The organism is Arthrobacter sp. 10T413_2 (assembly GCF_056394205.1).
Genome location: NZ_JBFTHK010000057.1, coordinates 1 through 25,188 on the forward strand (window position 1 = coordinate 1; position 25,188 = coordinate 25,188).

The window sequence follows — 25,188 nt, forward strand, 5'->3', positions numbered from 1 at the left end:
GGACGGATCGGAACTCGGGCTCGCGGCGGAAGTAGGCAAGGTCGTCCTCKCTCCGGCCGTCGAGTCCGCCGGCGTAGCTCAGGAAGGAGCGGGCGTGGCCCAGCTGGTCCAGGGCGATGTTGCCGAGGGCAATGTCCTCCTCGAGCTCCGGCGCACGGGAGATCCAGTGGCCCAGGCGCTGTGCGAGGACTAGGGCGTCATCGCCCAGGCGCAGGGCGAACTCCGCGACGTCCTCGCTCGGCTTTGCGGTGCCGCGGCTGACGGCCAGGGCGATGTCCTCCGGGCGGAGGGCGTTGCCCGGGGTGATGCGGGTGGCGCTGGCTGTGGCCTCGCCGCTGCCGCTGGCTCCCTTTACGCCGACGGAGATGTCCCCGTGGCCGGCMGTTACTGGTTCTGCGGGTGCCGCAGCCGCCGCAGTTTCAGGTGAGGTGCTCACAGGTGCTTCACGCCCTCGCTCTTGGTGTAGTACGTCGCGTGCCGGTAGTYCTTGCCCTGGGGCGATTCGAAGAACGCGCCCTTCGCGTCAGGATCGCTGGACGCGATGGCGTCAGCCGGGACAACCCAGATGGACACGCCCTCGTTGCGGCGGGTGTAGAGGTCACGGGCGTTGCGCAGGGCCATGGCGGCGTCTGGCGCGTGCAGGGAGCCGGCGTGGACGTGGGAGAGGCCGCGGCTGGAGCGGACAAACACTTCCCAAATGGGCCAGACGTTTCCTGCGTGCGGTTCGGGCGTTGTCATGCTGCGGATTCCTTCTCTGCTTGCTTGCGGCTCTGTTTGGCGGCGTAGGCCGCYGCGKCYTCGCGGACCCAGGCGCCGTTCTGGTGTGCTTCGCGGCGCCGTTCCAGGCGCTGGGCGTTGCAGGGGCCGCGGCCKGCGAGGACTTCATGGAATTCGTCCCAGTCCAGGGGCCCGTGCTCCCATTTCTTGGTTTCTTCGTTGAAGCGGATGTCCTTGTCCGGAAGGGTGAGCTCCAGGACCTTGACMTGCTCCATCATMATGCCGACGAAGCGGTTGCGAAGCTCGTCATTGCTGAAGCGCTTGATGTTCCAGGCCATGGACTGCTTGGAGTTGGGCGAGTCGTCATCCGGCGGCCCGAACATCATCAAAGCCGGTGCGTACCAGCGGTTCACCGCGTCCTGGGCCATCTGCTTCTGCTCCGGCGTGCCATGGGAGAGTTCCAGCAGGATCTCAAAGCCCTGGCGCTGGTGGAATGACTCTTCCTTGCAGACGCGGACCATGGCGCGGCCGTAGGGACCGAAGGAGGCGCGGCACAGCGGCACCTGGTTGGCGATAGCGGCGCCGTCGACCATCCAGCCAATGGCGCCCATGTCTGCCCACGTGCGGGCGGGGTAATTAAAGATGGAGGAGTACTTGGCCTTGCCGTCCATCAGGTCCTGCATCATCTGATCGCGMGGCTGGCCGAGGGTTTCGGCTGCGGAGTATAGGTACAGGCCGTGACCGGCCTCATCCTGGACCTTGGCCATCAGGATGGCCTTGCGCTTGAGGCTGGGGGCGCGGGAGATCCAGTTGGCTTCCGGCTGCATGCCGATGATCTCCGAGTGCGCGTGCTGCGAGATCTGGCGCAGCAGCGTCTTGCGGTATGCCGGGGGCATCCAGTCGCGGGGTTCAATCCGCGAGTCATCCGCCATGACCTTGTCGAAGTATGCCTGGCCCTYGGCGTCGCGCCGGGCCGCGTCCTCGAGGCTCTGTTCATGCCGTGCCGGCGATGGCTCGGCGGGCACTGACTGCAGGGTCTGCGATGCCATGGTTGCTCCTATGAATTTCCGATAAATAATTACCGACCGTTCGTTCAGGATATGCGGAAGGCCGGAGATGCGTCAAGCACCGCAGACCCGGCTCGGGCTCCCCTCGGGCGCGGAAAATCAGCGTACGTCCGGAGGGGGCGCCGCCCGCGGGGTCGCGCGCAGGCAGAAAGTCGCGGACCGAGGGGTCGTGCGCAGAGGGCCAGTGCACAGAGGGCCAGTGCACAGAAGGCCAGTGCACAGCCAAGGTGCGCGGATCCAGGGGTTCCACGGGTGACGCATGACGGCGGTAACCGCCGCACGGCGCGAAGGGCGCGCACCGCGCCTATCGCGCGTACCGCCTGTCCGGGCCACTGCCCGCAGAGGATCCGGCGATCGTGCTGCCTCGCGGCGTCCGGCATTCAGGCGTCCGGCATTCATGGGGGACGCCACAGAGAACGACGTCGCCAATCCCCGCCGGCGCGGCGGGGAAGCCGGCGCGGGCTTAGGCCGCGAGCCTCCGGGGCCGGGGCACCGGGGCATTTTCCGCCGGAGCCAGGATGCTGAGCTGGCATTCKGACTGGAGCGGATCAATGGCGGGCGGGAGGTGATGGGAGGCCGAGCACTCCCGGAGCTGCTCGAGGGCCGCCGGCTCCACCCGGGCGTGGCTGATATCCAGCACCAGGTGGAGTCCTTCTTTCAGGTGGTTTGCCCGCTTAACCACTACGTACAGGGCTTGGAGACTCCTCGCCGTCACATGTCCCTGCGCTGCTACTTCTGCCTGACCGCAATCGAGGTCAAGCCTGACAAGAACCCGGAGTTTGTGGTTCAAACGATTCCCCTGTTCGTGCATTTACTGCCTGGCCGCGACGCTGCGACCGCTTTGGCCGCGACGCTGCGACCGCCCCCAGCCTAGGCAGGGAGTGTGACGTAGGCAACAGTCCGCTTCATATCCGGGAAACCGCGCGTTATCTGTGGCTTTGTTGGGCCGAAAGTGTTGATCACCGGGCCCGGTGTACTGTAGTGGGGCCGCCACGGCGCCCGTCCGGCACCCGGCAATGGTCCAGATGGCTACCGGGTACAAAGCCCGGCCGACGTAGAGGAATACATGACAGACCCCTTCGAAACCGCAGACCACATGCCCGGGCCCGGGTCCCGCGAGCGGCGCCCCGTGAAGAAACGCCGGGGCCGCACGGTGCTGATCGCCGTCGCCGTGGTGGTGGCGCTCGTCGCGGTCGTGGCCGGCGGCTACCTCTTCAACCTCGCCCGCACCTTCGACTCCGGCACCAGCAAGATTGACCAGGCCTTCCCGGACGAGTCCACGCGCCCGAAGAAGACGGGCACGGCGATGAACATCCTCGTGATGGGCAGCGACAGCCGCGGCGCCACCGAGTCAGATGCCGGCGGCGGCACGCCCACGGACCAGCGCGCGGACACGCTGATGCTCATGCACATCCCGGCGGACCGCAAGAACATCTACACGATGTCCATCATGCGYGACCTCTGGGTCAACATCCCCGGGCACGGCGAGGCGAAGATCAACTCCGCGCTGGCCCTGGGCGGCACGCCCCTGATGGTGCAGACCGTCGAGTCGATTTTTCAGCAGCGCATCGATCATGTTGCGATGATCGACTTTGAGGGCTTCAAGGGCCTCACCGACGCGCTGGGCGGGGTGACCGTGAACATCAAGGTGCCGTTCAGCTCCACGGCGCTTCCGGGCCAGTCTTTCGCCCCGGGCCAGCACACCTTCAACGGAACCGAAGCTTTGGCGTTCGTGCGCGAACGCCACGCCTACGCGGACGGCGACTACCAGCGCGTCCGCAACCAGCAGGAATTCCTGCGGGCCATCATCAAGAAGTCGATTGCCGGCCAGACGCTGAGCAACCCGATCACGATCAACAACATGGTGGGCGCCGTCTCGCCGTTCGTCACCGTGGACAAGTCCCTGGATTCAGGARCCGTGGCGGGCCTGGYCCTTGAGCTCAAGGACATTCGGGCGCAGAATGCCGTCATGTTCACGCTCCCCACTGGCGGCATCGGAACATCCGCGGACGGCCAGTCCATCGTMGTGACAGACCCGAACGCGCTCCAGGCCATCTCCGGCGCGATGGCCTCGGACACCTTGGGCGATTACGTGGCGGCGAACAAGTTCGAGAACGGCAACTGATTCCCGCCACCTGATCTGGGGTGGCGGGCCCTTGGACCCATGGTCCGCGGCGGTCGGCAATGGTAGCGTCCGCTCATGGGGAGCGCTCAGGAGCCGGCAGCCGCGGCTTCCGCGGCGTCCCCGCCACCTTCGCCGCCGCCCAAGGCCGGAACCGGCCGACGTCGGATAGTCCTGCTTCTGGGGGTGCTGCTCGTGCTCGCCGTCGCTGCCTCGGCCGCGGTGTTCATCCTCACGCGTTCCCGGCCTGGGCCGGCGGGAGCCACAGCGCCGGCCGCGAGTCCGGCTGCCGTGCCTTCGACGCCTCCCAGTCCCACGCCCACGCCGGAACCACCCGCCGTCGCCCTTAACATCCTGCTGATCGGAAGCGACAGCCGGGTCAATGCGCGGGCGGCGGCGGCCGCCGGCAGCACCTMCGACCAGCGCGGGGATGCCCTCGTTTTCATCCACCTTCCGGCGGACCGGCAGAGCATCTACGGCTTCTCGATCATGCGCGATCTCTGGGTGGACATCCCCGGCAACGGCGAGGCGAAGGTGAACGCCGCACTCGAACTGGGCGGGCTGCCCCTGATGACCCGGACGGTGGAGGCGCTGCTTGGTGCGCACATCGACCACACGGTMATGCTCGATTTCCAGGGGTTCGCGGCTCTGACAGACGCGCTCGGCGGTGTCGACGTCGACATCAAGCAGCCGTTCACCGGCACCGTGGATGACAAGGTGCATTTTCCGGCGGGCGTGAACCGGCTCAACGGACTCCAGGCCCTGGCCTTTGTCCGCGAGCGCCATGCCTTCACTGACRGCGACTACCAGCGGGTCCGGAACCAGCAGACGTTCCTGAAGGCCGTGATGGCGAAGATGGCATCCGACGGCAGCCTGGCGGACCCCGATACCGTCCGGAAACTCGTCACGACGGTACTGCCGCACGTGACCCTGGATGCGAGCTTCACCCCGGCGTCGCTGGAGGAGCTCGCCTTCAGCCTCCGCAACACGGCACCGGGGCGTGGCGTATTCTTCACGCTGCYGACCGCCGGCACCGGGACCAGCCGGGACGGCCAGTCGATTGTCCTGCAGGACCGTGCCGCGACMGCCGCCCTCTCCGCCGCGCTGGGCTCGGGAACGCTCGCCCGCTACGTGGCGGCCAACAATCTGCAGAACGGCAACTGAAGCGCCGCTCTTCGGTACATTGGGTCCATGACCCAGACACCCGTCCAGCCGTCCCCGCAGCCTCCTGTCGCCCGGAAAGTCCCCTCGGTGCGCACCCACCACGGCGACTCCTTCGAGGACAACTACGAGTGGCTCCGGGACAAGGAATCCGCAGAGGTCGTGGACTTGCTCAAGGCGGAGAACGCCTACCAGGAGGCGGTGACCGCGCACCAGGAGCCGCTCCGCGAGGCCATCTTCCAGGAAATCAAGGGCCGCACCCAGGAGACAGACCTCTCCGTCCCCAACCGCAAGGACGGCTGGTGGTACTACACCCGCTCGGTCGAAGGCAAGGAGTACGGCATCCACTGCCGCGTGCGCGGCCAGGATACCGGGGACCGCGTCGCGGACTGGTCTCCGCCGGCGGTCGAGGCAGGCGTCGTGATTCCCGGCGAGGAGGTCCTCCTCGACGGCAATATCGAGGCGGAGGGCGAGCCGTTCTTCGCTGTGGGCGGGGCCGCAACGACCATCGACGGCACCCTCTACGCCTATGCCGTGGACAACGCCGGCGACGAGCGTTTCACGCTGCGCATCAAGGACCTCCGCACCGGCGAGCTGCTGCCGGACGTGATCGAGAACGTCTTTTACGGCATCTCTTTCYCCCCCGACGGCAGCCGGATCTTCTACACCGTGGTGGACGATTCCTGGCGGMCGTACCAGGTCAAGTCCCACGTGCTCGGCACCCCGGTCAGCGAGGACGAGGTCATCTATCAGGAGGACGACGTCGCCATGTGGCTCGGCTTCGAGCTCTCCGCCGACCGGCGCCACCTTGTGCTGAGCATCGGTTGCTCCGAGTTCAGCGAAACCCGCCTGCTGCGCTTTGATGACCTCGACGCCGGACTCCGCACCGTGATCTCCCGCGACGAGCGCATCCTGTACGAGGCCGAGCCGTTCCTGCTGGCCGATACCTCCGGCCGCGGCCAGGAACGGATCCTGCTCACCCACAACAAGGACGCCATCAACTCCATGGTGTCGCTTGTGGACCCGGCCGAGCTCGCGAAGCCGCTCGCCGAGCAGCACTGGAGCACCGTCGTCGCGCATTCCGAGCAGGTACGGGTCAATGGCGCCGGGGTGACGTCGACCCACCTGGTGGTCTCGATCCGCAAGGACACGATTGAACGGGTCCAAGTCCTGCCCCTGGCCGGACTGGGCACCCCGGAGCAGGGCGCCGCCGTGGAACCGGCCTTCGACGAGGAGCTGTACACGGCCGGCGTCGCGGGCTCCGACTACGAGGCCCCGGTGATCCGGATGGGCTATGCCTCGTACTTCACCCCGTCCCGGGTCTACGACTTCGTCCTGCCCACCCGGGAGCTTCCGGCCGGTGAACTCCTGCTGCGCAAGGAGAGCCCGGTACTKGGCGGCTACTCGCCGTCCGACTACGTCGCCACCCGGGAATGGGCGGTGGCTTCCGACGGGACCCGCGTCCCGCTTTCGGTGCTCCGGCACGCCTCGGTCCGGCAGGATTCGACGGCGCCCGGTCTGGTGTACGGCTACGGCTCCTACGAGATGAGCATGGATCCGGGCTTCGGGATCCCCCGGCTGTCCCTGCTGGACCGGGGCATCGTGTTCGTGATCGCGCACATCCGCGGCGGCGGCGAGCTGGGCCGGCACTGGTACGACGACGGCAAGAAGCTGCGCAAAAAGAACACGTTCACCGATTTCATCGCCGCGACGGACTGGCTCGCGGGATCCGGCTGGGTGGACCCGGCACGGATCGCCGCGATGGGCGGTTCCGCGGGCGGCCTGCTGATGGGCGCCGTGGCCAACCTGGCACCGGAAAAGTACGCCGCCATCGTGGCGGCCGTTCCGTTCGTGGACGCGCTGACCACCATCCTGGACCCCGAACTKCCGCTCTCGGCGCTGGAGTGGGAGGAATGGGGCAACCCGATCACCGACCCGGAGGTGTACGCATACATGAAGTCGTACACGCCGTACGAGAACGTCAGGCCCGTGGCCTACCCGAAGATCGCCGCGGTCACCTCGTTTAATGACACACGGGTACTTTACGTGGAGCCCGCCAAATGGGTGCAGCGGCTGCGCGAAGTGAACACCGGCAACGAGCCGATTGTCATGAAGATCGAGATGGAAGGCGGCCACGGGGGCGCCTCGGGCCGCTACGTGCAGTGGCGCGAGCGKGCGTKGGACTACGCGTTCGTGGCCKATTCCCTCGGCGCCACCGAACTGCTGCCGGGGGCCGGGCTCAAGTAAGTCCCCCCCATCGGCTGCTCCTTAGGCGCCCTTTTGGGGGTCCGTTAGGGCAGTTGCGGAGCAGCCGACGAAGGCGCGCCGGGCGCTCGCCCATTCTCCAAGGTTGGCCGCTATGAGAACTCTCATAGCGGCCATTTCCGTCGAATCGGCGGGTTTGGCTGTGCGAGGACCCATCGGCTGCTCCGTAKGCGCCCTTTTGGGGGTCCATTGGGGCAGTTGCGGAGCAATCGATCGGGCTGCCTGTTGCCTAATTGGTCATCATGCTTACTATTTACTGGCATGATGGGCACTTCGACGTGGAACCCGGCCGCTGGGGGCGGGGCGTCGCTGGGCTTTGACCGGGCACAGGGTGCCGGAGATGGAGTTTATTGTGAGCGTTGAGCAGGGAATGACCCCGTTGACTGATGATGAGCTGATGGCACAGGGCGGCACGGCCCTTCCGGACAAGGAAGTTGCGTCCGTCCTGGACCTGAACGCCGACCTGAACCTGGGCATCAGCGCCGCGGCGCCGATCGACCTCGGCGTCGCAGCCAACGCCAACGTTGCCGCCCCGATCGACGCCGGCGCCTCGGCCAACGTCCTCTCCGTCGGGTCCGAATCGCAGGCACTGGCCGATCAGGGCACCCTCATCAACCAGGGCATCACGGGCGATGCMACGGCGCATTCGGTGCAGGACAGCGGCATCGACCAGGGCACGGGCACCGCCACCGAGCCGGCCACTGCGCCCGCCTCCACCGATCCGGCCACGKCCACGGATCCAGTCACAKATCCGACCACGGACCTGGGCGGCACGKACTTGGGCGGCACGGCCCCGGACCTGGGTGGCGCGCTGCCGACGGATGTCACCGGTGCCGCCGGTGCCGCCGGGGCCCTGAACGGCAACCTGCTCAATGTCGACGTGAACCTGGACGCCAATGCGGGCATCGCAGCGCCCATCAATGGAGCCGTGGCCGCCAACGCCAACGTGGCTGCTCCGATCGACGCGGCCGTCGGCGCCAAMATCGGCTCGATCGACAGCAACGCATACGCCGTCTCCCAGCAGGATGCCATCATCAACCAGGACATCCACGGCGATGCCACGTCCTCGGCCGATCAGCAGTCCACTCTGAAGCAGTAGCACCTCGATGAGCAATGTGCACGGAGGGCCGTCCGAACAGGGCGGCCCTCCGGTCCTGCCTGCCAGCGGCGGTGCTGGAACTGCCGGCGGCACTGCCGCCGAAACTCCCGCTGCAGCTGCCGCCGAAACTGCCCGCCCGGCGTCGTCCGTGGCGGTCAGCCGGCAGCCGGTTCCGGTGCGGGCCGCCGGCATCCAGCTGATCGGCGAGGCGAAGGGGTCCGGCTACAAGGAAGCCCCGTCCCTGGTGCGCCGTTCCGACGGCCAGACCATCCAGCTCACCCGCCTGCTGTACCTCGTGCTCGAGGCGATCGACGGCCGCCGGGACGCGGAAGAAATCGCCKAGCACGCCAGCAACAGTTTCGGACGGCTGGTCAGTGCCGATAACGTCCGGACGCTGATTACCTCCCAGCTCCTCCCCCTCGGACTCCTCCGGCTGGCGGACGGTTCCGAGCCCGAGGTGAAGAAATCGAACCCGCTGCTGGGCATGCGCTTCCGGTACTCGGTGACCGATCCGGAACGCACCCGGAAGCTCACGGCACCGTTCGCCACGCTGTTCCACCCCCTGATTGTGGTGGCCGTGACTGCTGCCTTCCTGGCCACATGCTGGTGGGTGCTGATGGTCAAGGGGCTGGCGTCGGCCACGCATGAAGCCTTCGCCAACCCCGGCCTGGTGCTCCTGATTCTGGTGGTCACGGTGTTCTCTGCCGGTTTCCATGAATTCGGCCATGCCGCCGCTGCCCGCCGCGGCGGGGCAACCCCCGGCGCCATGGGCACGGGACTGTACCTGATGTGGCCGGCCTTCTACACGGATGTCACCGATTCCTACCGGCTCGGGCGGGGCGGCCGCCTCCGCACCGACCTCGGCGGACTGTACTTCAACGCGATCGTGGCCGTCGCGATCATGGGCATCTGGTGGGCGACCGGCTTCGATGCGCTGCTGCTGGTGGTGGTCACCCAGATCCTGCAAATGGTCCGGCAACTGATGCCGATGGTCCGTTTTGACGGCTATCACATCCTGGCCGACGCCACCGGCGTCCCGGACCTGTTCCAGCGGATCAAACCCACCCTGCTCGCCTTGATACCGTGGCGCCGCACCGACMCCGAAGCCCGGCTCCTGAAGCMTTGGGCGCGGGCGGTAGTCACCATTTGGGTACTGGTCACGGTTCCCCTGCTGGTCTTCAGCATGGCCACCATGGTACTGACCCTGCCGCGCGTCCTCGGGACCGCCTGGGACAACGGACTGAAGCAGCAGGCCATGCTCTCCCACAGCATCTCCGCCGGCGACTTCGCCGACGCCGCGGTCCGGGTGATCGCGATCGCCTGCCTGACACTGCCGGTGCTGGGCATCCTGTACATTCTGCTGCGCCTTCTCCGCCAGCTCGTCGCCGGGCTGTGGCACAAGACCCGAGGCAAGGCGCTGCAGCGGGCTACCGCCATCGTTGCCATCGCGGCCGTTGCCKCCGGCCTCGCGTGGGCCTGGTGGCCCGGCGGGGACACCTACCGCCCCGTCCAGCCCTACGAGCGCGGCACGCTGAGCGACGCCACCGTGGCACTCTTCCCGGCTGCGGCCACGGGCCGGATGGCGGAGGGCCAGTCAGGAAGGACCGTTGCCCTGTGGCCGGAGGGMGCCCGGAAGCCGACGCGCGACGAGCCCCAGCTCAGCATGGTCCTGGTGCCGCGGCAGCCCGGCACGGCCGGCGCCACAGGTCCTGCGGGCGCCGCAGCGGCGCCGACTGCTCCGTCCTGGGTTTTCCCGTTCGACAAGCCGGCCCCTCCCKAGGACGACGGCAACCAGTCCCTCGCGGTCAACACCACCGACGGTTCCGTGGTGTACGACGTCGCCTTCGCCCTGGTCTGGGCCGATGACGGCGACACCGTGGACACCACAAATGAGGCCTACGCCTTCGCCAGCTGCGCGGACTGCGCCGCCGTGGCCGTGGGCTTCCAGGTGGTCCTGATCGTGGGCCAGACCGATGTGATCGTCCCGGAAAACCTCTCGGCGTCCGCCAACTACAACTGCGTCCGGTGCCTGACCTACGCCCTGGCGAGCCAACTGGTGCTCACCCTGGACGGGCCCCTGAGCAGCGACGGCACGGCCAGGCTCAACGCGCTGTGGCAGGAGATCGCCGCTTACGGCCAGGACCTGCGGAACCGGCCACTCTCGGAAATCCAGGACCGGCTCAGCGCGTACAAGGAACAGATCATGGCGGTCATCAAGGCCGATCCCAGCGCCACCCCGGCCGGATCCTCCGGCACGGCCGGGACGCCGGGGGCCACGCAGGGTGCCACGCCGGKAGCCAGTCCCTCGGCGACGCCTGGTGCGACATCCGGCGCCACGGGAGCCGCCCCGGGCAGCACGCAGGCCCCGCCACCGGGCGCCGGCGGGACCACGGCGCCAGCCGGCGGCGCGGCGTCGACCGGCGGTGCGGMGTCGACCGGTCCCGCTCCGGACTCCGGTGCCACAGTGCCGGCAGAGCAACAACCGACTGCGCCGGCTCCCGCATCGGGCACGGTCTCACCAGCGCCCGCATCCACCGCGCCGCCCGCACCCTAAGCTGGGGACCCTAACGGCACCCCATCTGACGCAGATGSCCGCAATGAAGACTTCATTCCGGCCATCTGCGTCACATCGGCGCTTCTGTCAGATCGGCGTTTCGCCAGGTCGGCGCGTCCCGGCGCCCTCAACCGCCGGATACCTCCTGCGGGTCTTTCATTCATCCGCGAGGATGGTGTACACCATTTCCGTGGCCGGTTCGTCTTTGTAGTCCCACTTTCCACCTGCCGTGATTCCAGGCCCATGCCGAGCCGTTGGAGCCCGGCACCCATCACGGAGAGGTAACACGATGAGACTAACGCTGACAGAGTTCCTCACATTGGACGGCGTGGCGCAAGGTCCCGGATCGCCCGAGGAGGACACCAGCGACGGCTTCTCACAAGGAGGTTGGTTGGTCCMCTACCTGGACGAKGATTTCATCCAGCGGGCGGCGGACTGGCTCGGTGAGGCGGATGCGTTACTGTTCGGCCGTCGGACCTACGACACCTTTGCGAGGGACTGGCCGAGAATCACGGACCCTGATGATCCGTTCTCTGAAAAGATGAACGGATTGCCGAAGTACGTGGCCTCGCGCAGCCTGGCGCAGGCGGGTTGGGCACCGACGACGATCCTGTCCGGGGACGTCCCCGCACAGGTGGCTGAGTTGAAGAGGCAGCCCGGCAGGGAGTTGCAGATCCACGGGAGTGCCCGGCTGGCCCAGTCGCTTCTGGGCGCGGGGCTGATCGACGAACTGAGGCTGGTGGTCGCCCCGGTGGTGGTGGGTAACGGCAGGCGKCTGTTTCCGCCGGGAGGCACCMCGGCGGGCCTGCGTCTGGTCCGCAATGAGTCGACGCCGGGCGGACTCGCCATTCTTGTCTTTGAGTCGGCAGGGMTTCCGACGTACGGGACCTATGAGCCTGGTTCGTCCGATGGTTGAACCCGGCTAGCKGGCCTTCCACTCCTCCTCAAGGAGGGCGTACACCACTTCCGTGGCCCACTGTCCTTTGTAGTGCCACTTKTCCACCTGGGTGGATTCCAGGCGCATGCCGAGCCGTTCGCAGAGCGCCGCCGAGGCCGTATTCAGGGCATCGAGCTTGGCGTCGATCCGGTGAAAGCCGAGTTCCTCGAAGCCCAGCTTGAGCAGCGCCCGGGCGGCCTCGGACGCGATCCCCCGTCCCCGGGCCTCCGGCGCCAGGCTCCAGCCGATCTCGGCCTGGCCCGACCCCTCCAGCCACTTCAGGACCACCTCGCCGAGCAGCCCGGGCGAGTCCGCGGCCTCGATGGCCAGGGCCACCCAGTCGCCCTCCTTCTCGAACTCGAAGTTGGCGTACTTGCCCACGGTCTCCATCGACTGGGTATAGCTCTTGGCCTCGCGGGGCAGGAACCGGGCGGTCTCGGGCAGGCAGTGGTACGCGTGGAAGGCGTCGAGGTCGGCGGCTTCGAAGCGCCGCAGCACCAGCCGTTCGGTGCGGAGTGGCAGCGGRGGGAGGGGCGTGGGTTCCGTCATGTCCCTAACGCTACCCCCCGTCCAACTGACTCGCAGTTGAGGTCGTTTTGKGGGCCCAAAACGACCCCTGCTGCGAGCTAGTTGKGGCGGCTACGGAGCAACGGGCGCCCGGGCGACGACGGCGGCCGTCGCCTCGGCGATCGCGCGCTCTTCGTCGGTCGGCACGACGAGGACGGGCAGGGCCGACGTCGGGGTGGAAATGACTCGGGGTTCTTTGGACCGCTCCCGGTTCAGCCCGGCGTCGAGCTCCACGCCCAGGGCACCGAGCCGCTGCGCCACAAGGGTCCKGAACTGGTGCGAGTTCTCGCCGATCCCGGCCGTGAACACGAGGGCCTTCGCGCCGCCGACGGCCACGTGGTACCCGCCGATGTACTTCGCGAGCCGGTAGGACGCGACCGCAAGGGCCATGGCCGCCTTGGCGTCGCCGGCCTCCGCGGCCTCCACGACCGAGCGCATATCGTTGTTTCCGGCAAGGCCCTTGAGYCCGGATTGCCGGTTCAGCATCGAATCCAGGTCCTCGGGGGACCAGCCGGCCCGGCCCAGAAAGACAAGGATGGACGGATCGAGGTCACCGGAGCGGGTGCCCATGACCAGGCCCTCGAGCGGCGTGAAGCCCATGGACGTGTCGATGGACTGGCCGCCGCGGATGGCCGTGACCGAGGCTCCGTTGCCGAGGTGGGCGATGACGGCGTCGAACTCTTCGACCGGAACGTCCAGCAGCGCTGCAGCCCGGTGCGCAACGTACTCGTGCGAGGTGCCGTGGAACCCGTAGCGGCGGATCMCGTGGTTTGTGTAGAGTTCGTCCGGCACGGCGTAGCGCCAGGCGTGCTCGGGCAGGGTGCGGTGGAAGGCGGTGTCGAACACGGCGACCTGCGGCAGCTGCGGCCACTTCTTCGAGATGGCGCGGATGCCCAGGACGTTCGCCGGGTTGTGCAGCGGCGCGAGMGGGTTCAGCCGTTCGATGGCCCGGGTGATCTCGTTGTTGACCAGCACCGGCTCGGCGAAGCGTTCGCCGCCGTGCACAACGCGATGGCCCACGGCGTCCAGCGCCCGGTCCCCCAGGGCTGCGTGGATGGCCGCGTCCACTTGTTCCAGGGCTTCGGCGTGGTCGCGCGGGCCCTCGATCTGGCCGTCTCCCTCACCGCCGGTGCCCATCCCGATCTTCTCGACCAGGCCTTCGGTGAGCACGCTGCCGGCCTCGACGTCACGGACCTGGTACTTGAGCGAGGATGAGCCGGAGTTGATGACGAGCACGAGCACGGGGCCTCCTAAGCCTTGGCTTCGACGGGAACTTTGGTTGCTGGCTGGATMTCCGTGGACTGTGCCTGGACGGCGGTGATGGCCACCGTGTTCACGATGTCCTCGACGGTGCAGCCGCGGGAGAGGTCGTTCACCGGTTTGCGGAGCCCCTGCAGGACAGGCCCKACGGCGACAGCACCCGAGGACTGCTGCACCGCCTTGTAGGTGTTGTTGCCGGTGTTGAGGTCCGGGAAGATGAACACGGTGGCCTGCCCGGCGACGGTTGAGCCGGGCATCTTGGACTGCGCGATCGCGGCATCCACGGCGGCGTCGTACTGGATGGGGCCCTCGACGGCGAGATCCGGGCGGCGCGCCTTCACCACTTCGGTGGCCTGCCGGACTTTGTCCACCGCCTCGCCGCTGYCGGATCCGCCGGTGGAGTAGGACAGCATGGCGACGCGGGGCTCCACGCCGAACTGGGCGGCGGTCTMGGCCGAGGCCAGCGCGATGTCCGCCAGCTGCTCCGCGTTCGGGTCCGGATTGACCGCGCAGTCGCCGTAGACCAGCACCCGGTCCGGCATCAGCATCAGGAACACGGAGGATACGATCTTCACGCCGTCGCGGGTCTTGACGAACTCCAGGGCGGGACGAATGGTGTGGGCGGTGGTGTGGGCGGCGCCGGACACCATGCCGTCCACCACGCCCAGCTGCACCATCATGGTGCCGAAATAGCTGCCGTCCAGCATGACTTCCAGCGCCCGCGCGAGGTCCACGCCCTTGTGCGCCCGCAGCTCCGCGTACTTTTCCGCAAACTGCTGGCGCAGCTCCGACGTCGCGGGGTCCACGATGCTCATGCCGGAGAGGTCGATGCCCTGGGTGGACGCCAGCTCCCGGACCGCCGATTCGTTGCCCAGGATCGTGAGGTCGCAGACATCTCGCCGGTGCAGAATCTCGGCCGCACGCAGGATCCGCACGTCGTTCCCCTCCGGCAGGACGATATGCCGGCGCTGCAGCCGGGCCCGCTCGATGAGATCGTGCAGGAACCGCAGCGGCGTCATCCGTTCCGGCCGGGGCAGGTGCAGCCGCTCCAGTAGCTCGGCCTCGTYCACCCGCCTGGCCCACAGGCCCAGGGCGGAGGCCACCTTGCGGCGGTGCCCGGACCAGATCTCGCTGCGCACCTCGGAGACCCGCTTGGCGGTCACGTAGGTGTCGTCCGGGGCGGCGAAGATCGGGAACGGGGCCTGCGCCAGCAGCGAATAGATGGTGGGATCGGGAGCCAGCCCCCCGGTCAGGATCAGCGCGGACGGGACCGGGAACTCGGGCGAGAACGACGACGCAAGGCAGGCGACCAGCACGTCGGCCCGGTCGCCGGGAACGATCACCAGTGCGCCGTCGTCGAGCACGTGCAGGAAGTTGGCGACGTTCATGGCCGCCACCTTGACCGAATGCACGTCCCGTTCCAGGTCCGGCAGCCCGGCCACCTGGCCCAGACCCAGGGCGGAGGCGACCTCGCCGGTGGTCGGCCTGGCGATCGAGTCCAGTTCCGGCAGGACGTACACGGGCCGGCCCGAGGCGCCCGGGCGGACGGCCGCGGCAATGCCGTCCAGGTCCTCCGGGTCGGCCCGGTTCACCATGATCGCCAGGAGCRTGCAGCGTTCGGCGAGGAGTTCCTTGCGGGCAACCTCGACGGCGTCGGCCGCTTCCKCGACAGAGCGCCCCTTCGCGCCCACCACAGCCACGATGGAGGCGCCCAGGTTGTTCGCGAGGCGTGCGTTGAGGTCKAATTCGACGGCGGCGTCCTGGCCGGTGAGGTCTGTCCCCTCCACAATCACCACATCGCAGTGGCGTGACATTTCGGCGAAGATCTCCACGCAGCGGGCGTCGATCTCCGCCCGGTTTCCCTCGGCCAGCAGCCCGCGGACCTCGGTAAACGTCAGGCCGCCGCGGCAGCGCTGGTCGTCAAGATCGAAGCGGGCCTTCATCAGGGCCACCATAGGGTCCGCCGCGGCGTCGTTGCCGTGAACCACAGGCTTGAAAAAGCCGATGCGGTCAGCATGGCGGTGCAGCGTGTCCGCCAGCCCCAGCGCTATGAGCGACTTCCCGGATCCCGGTGTGGTCGCGCTGACGTATATCCCCTTGGCCATGATCCGCCCTTAGGTCGTGTCGTGGTAGTGCTCCGTCCCTCCATACTTTCACCAGTTKCCGCAGTTTMTCCACGYGGCGCCCGGAGCCCACGGGGCAGGTCCCGAAATACGCCTGCCGTTMGGGCGGATGGCCCGCCAGCTCTTGACAGCGGGCACCCAAATGGGATTACCTAATGAACATTCGGTAAATAAAGCTGGAGGCAACGACGCATGGCTGAACTGACGATTTMCGGTGACACCCACCCCATCCTCAAAGACGACTACGCATCGGAGTGGATGGGCATCGAAGTTGTGGCACTGGACGACGGACATGCCACGATCCGCATGACGCTCCGGCAGGAAATGCTCAATGGATTCGGCATGGCCCACGGCGGAATGATCTTCGCCTTCGGCGACACAGCTTTCGCGCTGGCCTGCAACCCGGCCAACCCGAAACCGGGCGAAGCCGGGATCGACACGGGCACCATCACCGTGGCTTCCGGTGTCGACATCAACTTCCTCAAGCCGGCCTTCCGCGGCCAGGTCCTGACCGCCGTAGCGAACCGCCGCGCCAGCACAGGACGCAGTGGCCTCTACGACATCCAGATCTACGCCGCCGATCCAGGCACGGGCGCGACTGCGGCACCGCTGTCGGCACCCGCCGGYCCGGCTCCCGCCGCCACGGTTCCGGGCKAACTCCCCACCGACGTCGCCCCGGGCGAACTCGTCGCTGAGTTCCGCGGCCGCAGCCGCACCATCTCCAAGAAATAGAAACAGGGAACCACAGATGACCCAAGAAACTGCCGCCGCCACTACCGATGCTGTCCTGGACCGCGAGGAAACCATTTCCCGCGACGAACTCGAGGCGCTCCAACTCAGCCGCCTGCAGCACACCGTGGCCTACGCCTACGACCGCGTTCCCCTGTACAAGCGCAAGTTCGACGCCGCCGGCGTCCACCCGACCGACCTGCGCGAGCTCTCCGACCTCGGCAAGTTCCCCTTCACCACCAAGGAAGACMTCCGCCTCGAGTACCCGTTCGGCATGTTCGCCGTGCCGCAGCATGAGGTCGCCCGAATCCACGCCAGCTCCGGCACCACGGGCCGTGCCACCGTGGTGGGCTACACGAAGAAGGACCTCGCCGACTGGGCCAAGCTCGTGGCCCGCTCGCTGCGCGCCTCCGGTGTCCGGCCGGGCATGAAGGTGCACAACGCCTACGGCTACGGCCTGTTCACCGGCGGCATGGGTGCTCACGCCGGCGCCGAGGCCCTCGGCTGCACCGTCATCCCGATCTCCGGCGGCCAGACCGAACGCCAGATCACGCTCATCCAGGACTTCAAGCCCGACGCCATCCTCGCCACCCCCACCTACCTGCTGACCATCGCCGACGCCATGATCAAGCAGGGCATCGACCCGGCCTCCACCTCGCTGAAGTACGCTGTGCTGGGTGCCGAGCCGTGGACCGAGGAAATGCGGCACGAGCTCGAGGTGACCATGAACCTCAAGGCCTGCGACATCTACGGCCTCTCCGAGGTCATGGGCCCGGGCGTGGCCGGCGAAGCCGTAGAAACGCAGGACGGCAGCCACATCTGGGAGGACCACTTCCGTCCCGAGATCATCGACGCCTTCGACCCCTCCGTGGTGCTGGGCGACGGCGAACCCGGCGAGCTGGTCTTTACCTCGCTCACCAAGGAAGCCCTGCCGATCATCCGGTACCGCACCAAGGACCTCACCCGCCTCCTGCCGGGCACAGCGCGGCYGGCGCACCGGCGCATGGGCCGCATCACCGGCCGCAGCGATGACATGATCATCCTGCGCGGCGTGAATCTGTTCCCCTCGCAGATCGAGGAAATCGCCCTGCGCATCCCGGAGCTCAGCCCGCACTTCCAGCTCGAGCTCACCCGGCCCGAGGGCCATCGGATGGACCAGATGACCGTCAAGATTGAACGCCGCGACACCGTCACGATCGAGAGCGGCGCGGCCGCCGCGAAGGTTCTGCAGCAGCAGATCAAGATCCACGTCGGCTCCTCCTGCACCGTCGACGTCGTCGATCCCGGCTCGCTGGAGCGGTCCAACGGCAAGCTGCGCCGGATCTACGACATGCGCCCCAAGGGCTGACCCTGCMCCGCCGGTCCAGCCATCAGGTCAGCCCGGCCCGCCTGTCATTCGGGGCCGGGCTGGCCGGGCTGACCGACCGTTCATGAGAAACTAGCGAGTATGCCCAGTACAGCAACCACCACCAAGCGCGGCCGCCCCGGCTATGACCAGCAGTCGGTCCTGCTGATCGCCGTCGACGTCTTCAACCGCCACGGCTACGACGCCACCTCCATGGGCATCCTCGCCGAGAACCTGGGCATCTCGAAGTCCGCGATCTATCACCACGTGCCGTCCAAGGGCGATCTGCTCAAGCTCGCGCTGGACCACGCCCTMGGMGGCCTCGAGGCCATCCTGGACCGGCCGGAGGCGCAGACCGGTTCGGCCGAGGCCCGGCTGGAATTCGTGGTCCGCCAGACCATCTCGGTCCTGGTGGAACGGCTGCCGTTCGTCACGCTGCTGCTGCGCCTGCGCGGCAACACCGAGATCGAGCGGAATGCGCTGGAACGCCGTCGCACCTTCGACCACAAGGTGGCGGCCCTCATTTCCGCCGCCCGCGACGAAGGCTCGCTGCGCCAGGACATCGATCCCCGCACCGTCACCCGCCTGCTGTTCGGCACCATCAACTCGATCGTCGAGTGGTACAAGCCCGGCGGCTCCCTGTCCCCGGAGAAGCTGGCCGACGACGTCATCACCATGGCCTTCCACGGCCTCCACGTCCCGCAGTAGGCCCCCGCTTCCTGCGCCCTGTTGCGCTCACCCCGCTGCGTTCCCATGGCCTCCACATCCCGCGGGAAGTAGGTGATTCGGGGCCCCGCGAGAATCCCACTGACCGCGCCCCGCGCCCGGGCGATGAGGAGATCATCGGCCACCCGCGGGATCCTACTGAATCCGACAGGAGCCCTCGTCGCATGAAAGGATCAGCGGCTACTGGACGACAGTGCCGGTGGAATGCACCACGGTTCCGGTGCTTTGGGTTCGCCCGCTGATGTCGATCTGCAGCTGGCTGCGCCGCAGGGGCGCTTCCAGTGCGTAGGAGAGCTCCGGCAGGGTGGATGTTTKAATGCGGTGGATGAGGTCCTGGACGTCGGCCCTGTCATTGACCGTCACCCTCAGGCTCAGGTCGGGGGCTCTGGCTGTTCCTCTCAGCAGGACCGCGGAATTGATGACACCGGGGAGGGTGTTGATCCGGTTTTCGACGGCGGCGGCGAGGACGGACGGGTCGCAGAGGGTGAATCCCTGGCTGCCGTCGTCATGGAGGCGGTAGGCGCCTGCCGTGTTTTTCCTTGGGATCTGGGCGGTGATCCACAGCAGCCCGAGCACCGCGATGATGACGCCAACGATCAGTAGGGTGGCCGCCACCCACKGCTGCGCAAAGAACGCGTGTAGGTCACCGGTGACGACGGACTCCCAAAAGCGGGCGGTATTCAAAAGAGCATGCAGTGTCCCGTTGGACTGCAGGAGCAGAGCAGTGCCGACGGCCAGGACAAGGATGCCGAGAACTGCCAGCCAGATCCGGTTCAGGGTCCCTGCGGTCTGTCTCATCGGAAACCATCCTTCAAATAGTCGCGGCGGGCGGGTGCGCGAATAGTCTTAGTCCCTGGACCGGACCGTGGCGGTAACCTGCGGAACCGGGGAGAGCCCGGTTTCTTCCAGACGGGCCCGGACAGCCTCGATGATCCTGGTKCGCAGGTCCCCCGGCTCGTGCAGGGAAGTCTTCACGCTCAGGTGTACGCGCCGGGTGGTGGCTGTTGCTGAGGCCGAGCCGACACCGTYGATCTGCAGGCACCGGGCTTTCGCCAGGCGGGCGACGGCGCGGCGGGTCATCACTGTTTCCCGCTCCTGCACCGGCGGCGCCTCAGCCCCCGCGCCGCTGCGGGAATCATCGATTGTGAGGGCATTGAACCCTCCGGGAATGATGGCGCACAGCAACAGGATCACCCCCGCCACGATGGCGGCTATCCCGATCTGCCGGACGGCGGGGTCGTTCCACGCCAGCGCGGTGAGCCAGTCGCGCGGTCCCTGCAGGAGGGTGGGYCAGGTGCCGTTGACTAGCCGGGTGATGGTCAGCCAGACCAAGGCGACGCCGACTGCCAGAAGCAGGGTTCCGGCGATGAGTGACGGGACGGCGCGGCTGGGCCGGTGCCGCAGGCGCGACGACCGTTGGCCGTGCCGGCTCATAGCAACCTCCTTCGTCCGTTGGTTTCGGTGGTCAGCCACGAGATCCTGATGTCAACCTCGCGGACGTCAACTCCGGTCAACTCCGTCACCCTGGTCCTGATCCGGCCGCGCAGAGCCTCGGTGGCCTGGCGTAACGGCACCKGGTACTGCATCCCGACCTCGAYCCTTAGAGTCGCGATGTTCCCGGCCAGTTCCACGGATGCCTTGGGCCGGGCGGAGAGGTCAGCACGGTTCCCGATGCCCAGAAATCCACCGGAGGAGCCGCCGGCGGAGGACTCGTCGCTGGCGACCTGGGCGGCGATTTTCTCGATCACCCTGGCCGCCAGGACGGTCTGCCCCCGCGTGCMCGTCTCGACGAAGTCCGGGCCGGCGTCCCCGGCCCCGGGCAAGGACCCGTCCCCGGCCCCGTCCCCTGGCAACGGCAGGGCGTGGGCTCCTGGCGGGTTCATCGGCTCGATGCTCTACCGAACAGGGCCTGCAAGTCGAGTTTTCCTTCCGCGACCCGGCCGACCAGCAGTCCGATAAATCCGAGGATCACCGCGGACAGCAGCGCCAGCCAGCCGCCGAAGCCCAGAACGATTCCCAGTACTAGTCCTATCGTCACGCACCAACGTGTAGTAGACATAGCCATCCTTTTTCCTCATCGTCCCGTTCCCCTTGGCGGAGGATACTGTGACGGGTGGTTACTGCAGTTGGGTCTTCTGGACCTGCTGGTCTTCGTGTTCTTCGTCRGGCAKGTGGACATCGGTGACATTGATGTTCACTTCGAGCACTTCCAGCCCGGTGGCGCGCTCAACGGACTGAATGATGTTGCGGCGGATGGCCTGGCTGACCTCCACCACGGAGAACCCGTAGTCGACGACGATGGAGACGTCGATGGCTGTMTGACGTTCGCCCTTTTCCACGCTGACGCCGCCGCTGACATTGGTCTGGGAACCGGGAATGCGTTCCGTCAGTGCACTGAACGCCCGCCGGCCAGCACTGCCCATGGCGTACACACCGGGAACCTCGCGGGTCGCTATGCCGGCCAGCTTCTGCACTACGGTTTCCTCGATCGTGGTGTCGCCGCGATCGGTGTGCAGTGCGTCCCTCGCCTTCACTTGTTCCAGCGMGCCGCCGCGCATCTGATCGTCGGGTGTGGCCATGACGCCGCTGGCAGTTCCGGGKGTTTTKGGTGTCTCTGTCATGGAAAACATCTCCTCGTGGACTGGTGATCGTACTTACACCGGTAAAGACGAAACCCGACAGGAATCGTCACGTGATKGCGCAGATTATTTTCCTCGCTGGGCAACGGAGCCTCGGCATGGTTCCCGGCGTTKCCMGGCTGTGGCATATTTGGCCAGATACCGGTAAGTCACCGGACGGGATGGACAGCGCATGGGTGATCATGGCCCCGGCTTCGAACCGGACCTGGACGAAGGGAGCATCGTCGCCCGTGCCCAGGACGGCGACCTGGCAGCATTCGAACACCTGGTGCTCACCTATCAGTACAAAATTTTTCGGCTGGCGTATCGGATGCTCAACGACCATGGCGAAGCCGAAGACATCGTGCAGGAGACTCTGACAACGAGCTGGCGAGGTCTTCCCATGCTCGCTGACGTCGATGCATTCGGTGGCTGGATCTACCGGCTGGCGACGAACAAATGCCTGGACCTGCTGCGTAAGCGGTCCGCCCATGCCGTGAACTGCATCCAACCTGAGGACATGGACACCAAACCCGAAGCCTGCGCCCGCGCGGTGCCGGCCGGTTCGGATCCGGCCCATGAGGCCGAATGGTCCGCCGAACAGGATGGCCTGACCGCAGTCCTAAACACGCTTCCCCCGGCACAGCGGGCCTGCTGGCTGCTGCGGGAAATGCACGGACGCAGTTACGCCGAGATTGGTGTCACACTGAAGATCAGCCCGACAGCAGTTCGCGGCACACTCGCCCGGGCGCGGCACCAGATAGCAGAAGGGATGAGCGAATGGCGCTAGAAGACACCCCCCGGCTCGGCTGCGGCCGAAGCATCGACCGCATCTGGGCCACCATCGACCGGCCACCCACCGCACACGAAGAACATTGTGAACAATGCCAAACTGCCAGAACCCGACTGCAAAGACTCGGCGAAGCAACCCGTTCACTGTGCGAAAGCGACCTTCACGATCCCGCACTGAAACCCCGTCCCGGGATCGAAAACGCCATCATGGATGTGGCTCGCGCCGAAGTCCGCCGCGGCAGCAGAATCCTTCTGCGCAGCGCAAACAACGGCACCACGGAGATCAGCGAACAGGCCCTGAGCTCCCTCATCCGAGTCGCGGCAGCAGCGATCCCCGGCGTCCACTCACGACGCTGCCACATCGAAATACGCTCCGCCACCGCCAGCCTCGCCGGTGAAGACCACCCCTCCGGAACCGCCGGTACCGCCACCACTGCCGGTCCTCGCCTCATCGTCAATCTTCGGGTTGCCGCCGMCCCGGGCATCGTCATCCCTCGAACAATGGAGGCGTTGCGACGCGAGATCAGCAACGCGCTTCCGGCCGGCGTCGGTATCGGCGCCAGAACCGTCAACATTACTGTTGAGGACCTCTACGATGTCTGAGCAATCCCTCCAAGGCTCCATCATCACCAKCCAGCTCATCGCCTCCATCGCCACACGCACCACACTGGAAACACCCGGAGTCCTCAGACTTGAACCCACGATCCAAGGCTTCCTGGCGCGGCTCGGTCCCGCCGCCTTGCAAAACCTCCGCAATCCCGGCAGCCAGGACGGCACCTTCCGGCAAAACGGCGTCACGGCGACAATCAGCGGCGGCACCGCACGCGTCCACCTCGACATCGCCACCGACATCGCCTACACCGCCCTCGACGTCGCCGAAACAGTTCGACGACGCGTGCGTGAAAACATAAGCCACACCGGCCTCACACCCGGCACGATCGACGTCACCATCCTCGCCATAGAGCCCCACCGCGGCGCAACAACGCTGTAACCCGGGGGCAATCACCGGCTCCACTACCCGGTCKCGCAGCCAGGGGGGCCAACACCGCCGACCCTACCCGGCTGCCACCTTGTATTCAAAGCCAGCAGGGCGCCAGAGACCCGGCAGCACGGATTACAAAGGGAAGAGGCACAACAATGGAACTGGTTCAGCTCATCCTGATCATCGCCGGAATCGTCGTCGTCCTGKCGGTCCTGTCCGCGCTGATGTCTTTTGGCCGGCGCAGAGGTGAAAAACGGGTACATGACAAACGACGGGCCACGGACGGGGACGCAACGACCCAGGACCCCAATGAAGACCGCCGCGACCCATAACGGTTGCCGTTTCTCACGCCCCTGCCCCGGTTGTGGCCCCGCACAGATCCCGCCCGAGCGGTCCGGGGGCACTTTGAGGGCGGCGGCACCGGTATCGCCGACCAAAACCGGCGTGTCCTCGTCAATGTGCCCCCGCCCGCCCGACGACGGCGGCAGCTTCCCCGGACCAAAGAACAGCGCCCCGGCAGGCCCGGACGCTGTTCCCCTCGGGTCTATTGGTTGAAATGCTGTTGGTTAGAGCTGGTAATCAGCTACCGTGGTGATGTTCTCGTGCACGCAGAGAATATTGTGCTCCGAGTCCATGAACCAGGCGCACTTCTCGGAGTCCGTTGTGCAAATGTGGTTCTCGGTCTTGAGATCCGGGAGATCGTAGTCCTGGAACGCTACGCCCTTGGCTTCCATCTCCCTGACGGTGCGTTCGATCTCGCTGACTTCGAAACTCAGGGTGGTRTGCTCTGAATGCATCCCATCCTTGACTGGCATCAGCTGCAGCATGGGGCCGCCTTCTGAGCCGAACATTTCGCTTCCGTCCTCAGCCACGCCGCGGTGCGGGAGTCCCAAGGTGTCCGCGTAAAAATGCCGGGCACGCTCTGCATCATCGACTGGCAGGACTGTTGTGGCTTTACTGAGTACTAGGGACATTTCGCCACCTCCTACGAGCAAGATTTTACGCCGCAGCCCGGTGGAAAGAGCCCGCCAATTGCCCCCCCTCCACCACTGTCGCCCTATCACTTATGGCTGCCATAACGGGGTTTAGGCAGCCACAAGTGATAGGGCAACGGGAAGAGGTTACTTTTCTACGAGGGTCAGGACGTCGTAGGTGGCCACGATTTCGTCGTTCTGGTTGGTCAGGACCGCGTCCCAGGCCACCTCGCCGTATTCGTCGGTCTCGCGCGGGGTGATCTTCTTGGCGGTCAGGGTGACCCGGATGGAGTCCCCGGCCGCCACGGGCGTGATGAAGCGCAGGTTCTCCAGCCCGTAGTTGGCCAGGACCGGGCCCGGTGCGGGCTCCACGAACAGGCCGGCACCCCAAGCCAGGAGCAGGTAGCCGTGGGCCACGATGCCCGGGAAGAACGGGTTGGCCGCCGCGGCTTCCGGGTTGGTGTGGGCATAGAAGGTGTCGCCCGTGGAGTTCGCGAACTTCGTGATCTCCTCCAGGGACACTTCGCGCAGCCCCKAGCGGATGGCGTCGCCGATGTGCAGCGTGGCGAGGGACTTCCGGAACGGGTGCTGTCCCTCAGTCTCAAGCGTGAAGTTGCGGTCCGCGCCCGTGTGCCAGACGCCGGTGACCGCGGTGAGCATGTTGGGCGAGCCCTGGATCGCGGTGCGCTGCATGTGGTGCATCACGGAGCGGATGCCGCCGAGCTCTTCGCCGCCGCCGGCGCGGCCCGGTCCGCCGTGGACAAGGTGCGGGACGGGGGAACCGTGGCCGGTGGAGCTGCGGGCATCCTCGCGGTTGAGCATAAGAACACGGCCGTGGTGGGCCGCTATCCCGGTGACCAGCTGCTGCGCCACGGAGGGATCGTTGGTGCAGACCGAGGCGACGAGCGAGCCGCCGCCGCGGGCGGCGAGCCGGACGGCGTCGGCCAGGTCCGTGTAGCCGATCACCGAGGACACCGGGCCGAAGGCCTCGAGCGAGTGGACTTCCTCGGCCTCCGGGTCGGCCCAGCTCAGCAGGACCGGGGACATGAAGGCGCCGCCGTCGACGACGCCGACGCTCCCGTCCGCGCTGGTGACCTTCGGCGAATCGAGCGTGCCGTAGGCAAGCTCGCCGCCGGCGTMGAGCATAGAC

The 25,188-nt window shown here is 66.9% G+C and carries 27 protein-coding genes; 13 read left to right on the forward strand and 14 right to left on the reverse strand.

Annotation, left to right across the window (positions count from 1 at the left end; genetic code table 11):
• The 4 genes from AC1DBQ_RS11190 to AC1DBQ_RS11205 all read right to left on the reverse strand — a co-directional run.
• The coding region (locus AC1DBQ_RS11190) for a Phenylacetic acid catabolic protein (RefSeq protein WP_476928568.1) at positions 1-436 on the reverse strand (436 nt) is incomplete at its 3' end.
• The gene (gene paaB / locus AC1DBQ_RS11195; protein WP_476928569.1) at positions 433-738 is read right to left on the reverse strand and encodes a 1,2-phenylacetyl-CoA epoxidase subunit PaaB; all 306 of its coding nucleotides are present in this window, start codon (positions 736-738) and stop codon (positions 433-435) included. The genes AC1DBQ_RS11190 and paaB, both read right to left, overlap by 4 nt.
• A complete protein-coding gene (paaA, locus tag AC1DBQ_RS11200; RefSeq protein ID WP_476928570.1) occupies positions 735-1,766 on the reverse strand; it encodes a 1,2-phenylacetyl-CoA epoxidase subunit PaaA in 1,032 nt (343 codons plus the stop codon). The genes paaB and paaA overlap by 4 nt, the downstream gene beginning before the upstream one ends.
• Before the next feature lie 481 nt (positions 1,767-2,247).
• Positions 2,248-2,466: a hypothetical protein gene (locus AC1DBQ_RS11205; protein ID WP_476928571.1), complete on the reverse strand. Its 219-nt coding sequence runs from the start codon at positions 2,464-2,466 to the stop codon at positions 2,248-2,250.
• 384 nt (positions 2,467-2,850) lie between these two features.
• Between AC1DBQ_RS11205 and AC1DBQ_RS11210 the strand changes: the two genes are divergently transcribed.
• From AC1DBQ_RS11210 to AC1DBQ_RS11235, 6 genes are all read left to right on the forward strand, one after another.
• Positions 2,851-3,909 (forward strand): LCP family protein, encoded by a 1,059-nt coding sequence (locus AC1DBQ_RS11210; RefSeq protein ID WP_476928572.1) that lies wholly within the window; start codon positions 2,851-2,853, stop codon positions 3,907-3,909.
• A 75-nt stretch (positions 3,910-3,984) separates the two neighbouring features.
• Positions 3,985-5,070 carry an LCP family protein gene (locus AC1DBQ_RS11215; RefSeq protein WP_476928573.1) on the forward strand — a complete coding sequence of 362 codons (1,086 nt, stop codon included), beginning with the start codon at positions 3,985-3,987 and terminating at the stop codon, positions 5,068-5,070.
• Positions 5,071-5,097: 27 nt separating this feature from the next.
• A complete protein-coding gene (locus AC1DBQ_RS11220) occupies positions 5,098-7,314 on the forward strand; it encodes a S9 family peptidase (RefSeq protein WP_476928574.1) in 2,217 nt (738 codons plus the stop codon).
• A gap of 370 nt (positions 7,315-7,684) precedes the next feature.
• Complete coding sequence (locus AC1DBQ_RS11225) at positions 7,685-8,431, forward strand: peptidoglycan-binding protein (RefSeq protein ID WP_476928575.1); 747 nt, start codon at positions 7,685-7,687, stop codon at positions 8,429-8,431.
• Positions 8,432-8,438: 7 nt separating this feature from the next.
• Positions 8,439-10,985 carry a hypothetical protein gene (locus AC1DBQ_RS11230; RefSeq protein ID WP_476928576.1) on the forward strand — a complete coding sequence of 849 codons (2,547 nt, stop codon included), beginning with the start codon at positions 8,439-8,441 and terminating at the stop codon, positions 10,983-10,985.
• Between the two features lie 289 nt (positions 10,986-11,274).
• Positions 11,275-11,901 carry a dihydrofolate reductase family protein gene (locus tag AC1DBQ_RS11235; protein WP_476928577.1) on the forward strand — a complete coding sequence of 209 codons (627 nt, stop codon included), beginning with the start codon at positions 11,275-11,277 and terminating at the stop codon, positions 11,899-11,901.
• A gap of 6 nt (positions 11,902-11,907) precedes the next feature.
• Here the strand turns inward: AC1DBQ_RS11235 and AC1DBQ_RS11240 are convergent, their stop codons facing one another.
• From AC1DBQ_RS11240 to pta, 3 genes are all read right to left on the reverse strand, one after another.
• Positions 11,908-12,471: a GNAT family N-acetyltransferase gene (locus AC1DBQ_RS11240; protein WP_476928578.1), complete on the reverse strand. Its 564-nt coding sequence runs from the start codon at positions 12,469-12,471 to the stop codon at positions 11,908-11,910.
• A 90-nt stretch (positions 12,472-12,561) separates the two neighbouring features.
• On the reverse strand, positions 12,562-13,731 hold the full coding sequence (locus tag AC1DBQ_RS11245; protein WP_476928579.1) for an acetate kinase: 1,170 nt from the start codon (positions 13,729-13,731) through the stop codon (positions 12,562-12,564).
• An 8-nt stretch (positions 13,732-13,739) separates the two neighbouring features.
• Positions 13,740-15,854, reverse strand: coding sequence for a phosphate acetyltransferase (gene pta, locus AC1DBQ_RS11250; protein WP_476928580.1), 2,115 nt, complete (start codon positions 15,852-15,854; stop codon positions 13,740-13,742).
• A gap of 210 nt (positions 15,855-16,064) precedes the next feature.
• Here pta and AC1DBQ_RS11255 point away from each other — a divergent pair, with 210 nt between their 5' ends.
• The 3 genes from AC1DBQ_RS11255 (at position 16,065) to AC1DBQ_RS11265 (ending at position 18,654) form a co-directional block, all read left to right on the forward strand.
• Positions 16,065-16,604: a hotdog fold thioesterase gene (locus AC1DBQ_RS11255; protein ID WP_476928581.1), complete on the forward strand. Its 540-nt coding sequence runs from the start codon at positions 16,065-16,067 to the stop codon at positions 16,602-16,604.
• Between the two features lie 16 nt (positions 16,605-16,620).
• Positions 16,621-17,949 (forward strand): AMP-binding protein, encoded by a 1,329-nt coding sequence (locus tag AC1DBQ_RS11260; protein ID WP_476928582.1) that lies wholly within the window; start codon positions 16,621-16,623, stop codon positions 17,947-17,949.
• Positions 17,950-18,048: 99 nt separating this feature from the next.
• A complete protein-coding gene (locus tag AC1DBQ_RS11265; protein ID WP_344361779.1) occupies positions 18,049-18,654 on the forward strand; it encodes a TetR/AcrR family transcriptional regulator in 606 nt (201 codons plus the stop codon).
• 198 nt (positions 18,655-18,852) lie between these two features.
• Here AC1DBQ_RS11265 and AC1DBQ_RS11270 read toward each other — a convergent pair whose 3' ends face one another.
• Genes AC1DBQ_RS11270 through AC1DBQ_RS11290 form a run of 5 tightly spaced genes read right to left on the reverse strand, consistent with a single transcriptional unit; the run spans position 18,853 to position 21,230 of the window.
• The gene (locus AC1DBQ_RS11270) at positions 18,853-19,470 is read right to left on the reverse strand and encodes an Asp23/Gls24 family envelope stress response protein (protein WP_476928583.1); all 618 of its coding nucleotides are present in this window, start codon (positions 19,468-19,470) and stop codon (positions 18,853-18,855) included.
• A gap of 48 nt (positions 19,471-19,518) precedes the next feature.
• Positions 19,519-20,106 (reverse strand): DUF6286 domain-containing protein, encoded by a 588-nt coding sequence (locus tag AC1DBQ_RS11275; protein ID WP_476928584.1) that lies wholly within the window; start codon positions 20,104-20,106, stop codon positions 19,519-19,521.
• Positions 20,103-20,555: an Asp23/Gls24 family envelope stress response protein gene (locus tag AC1DBQ_RS11280; protein WP_476928585.1), complete on the reverse strand. Its 453-nt coding sequence runs from the start codon at positions 20,553-20,555 to the stop codon at positions 20,103-20,105. The genes AC1DBQ_RS11275 and AC1DBQ_RS11280 overlap by 4 nt, the downstream gene beginning before the upstream one ends.
• On the reverse strand, positions 20,552-20,731 hold the full coding sequence (locus tag AC1DBQ_RS11285; protein WP_344361769.1) for a hypothetical protein: 180 nt from the start codon (positions 20,729-20,731) through the stop codon (positions 20,552-20,554). The genes AC1DBQ_RS11280 and AC1DBQ_RS11285 overlap by 4 nt, the downstream gene beginning before the upstream one ends.
• Before the next feature lie 58 nt (positions 20,732-20,789).
• Entirely contained in the window at positions 20,790-21,230 is a 441-nt protein-coding gene (locus tag AC1DBQ_RS11290) for an Asp23/Gls24 family envelope stress response protein (protein ID WP_476928592.1), read from the reverse strand.
• A 253-nt stretch (positions 21,231-21,483) separates the two neighbouring features.
• Here AC1DBQ_RS11290 and AC1DBQ_RS11295 point away from each other — a divergent pair, with 253 nt between their 5' ends.
• From AC1DBQ_RS11295 to AC1DBQ_RS11310, 4 genes are all read left to right on the forward strand, one after another.
• Positions 21,484-22,080 carry an RNA polymerase sigma factor gene (locus AC1DBQ_RS11295; RefSeq protein ID WP_476928586.1) on the forward strand — a complete coding sequence of 199 codons (597 nt, stop codon included), beginning with the start codon at positions 21,484-21,486 and terminating at the stop codon, positions 22,078-22,080.
• 209 nt (positions 22,081-22,289) lie between these two features.
• The gene (locus AC1DBQ_RS11300) at positions 22,290-22,685 is read left to right on the forward strand and encodes an Asp23/Gls24 family envelope stress response protein (RefSeq protein ID WP_476928587.1); all 396 of its coding nucleotides are present in this window, start codon (positions 22,290-22,292) and stop codon (positions 22,683-22,685) included.
• Positions 22,678-23,073: an Asp23/Gls24 family envelope stress response protein gene (locus tag AC1DBQ_RS11305; protein ID WP_476928588.1), complete on the forward strand. Its 396-nt coding sequence runs from the start codon at positions 22,678-22,680 to the stop codon at positions 23,071-23,073. Before AC1DBQ_RS11300 ends, AC1DBQ_RS11305 begins: the two co-directional genes overlap by 8 nt.
• 146 nt (positions 23,074-23,219) lie before the next feature.
• On the forward strand, positions 23,220-23,396 hold the full coding sequence (locus AC1DBQ_RS11310; protein ID WP_476928589.1) for a hypothetical protein: 177 nt from the start codon (positions 23,220-23,222) through the stop codon (positions 23,394-23,396).
• Between the two features lie 234 nt (positions 23,397-23,630).
• Here the strand turns inward: AC1DBQ_RS11310 and AC1DBQ_RS11315 are convergent, their stop codons facing one another.
• Positions 23,631-24,038: a VOC family protein gene (locus AC1DBQ_RS11315; RefSeq protein WP_476928590.1), complete on the reverse strand. Its 408-nt coding sequence runs from the start codon at positions 24,036-24,038 to the stop codon at positions 23,631-23,633.
• Between the two features lie 147 nt (positions 24,039-24,185).
• Positions 24,186-25,188: aldehyde dehydrogenase family protein (locus tag AC1DBQ_RS11320; RefSeq protein ID WP_476928591.1), on the reverse strand; the 1,003-nt coding region annotated here is incomplete at its 5' end.

What these genes read in the sequence shown, in the direction of transcription:
- AC1DBQ_RS11285 (WP_344361769.1), bottom strand. Translation starts at nt 20,731, where the DNA reads ATGTCTACTACACGTTGGTGCGTGACGATAGGACTAGTACTGGGAATC.
- AC1DBQ_RS11295 (WP_476928586.1), top strand. Translation starts at nt 21,484, where the DNA reads ATGGGTGATCATGGCCCCGGCTTCGAACCGGACCTGGACGAAGGGAGC.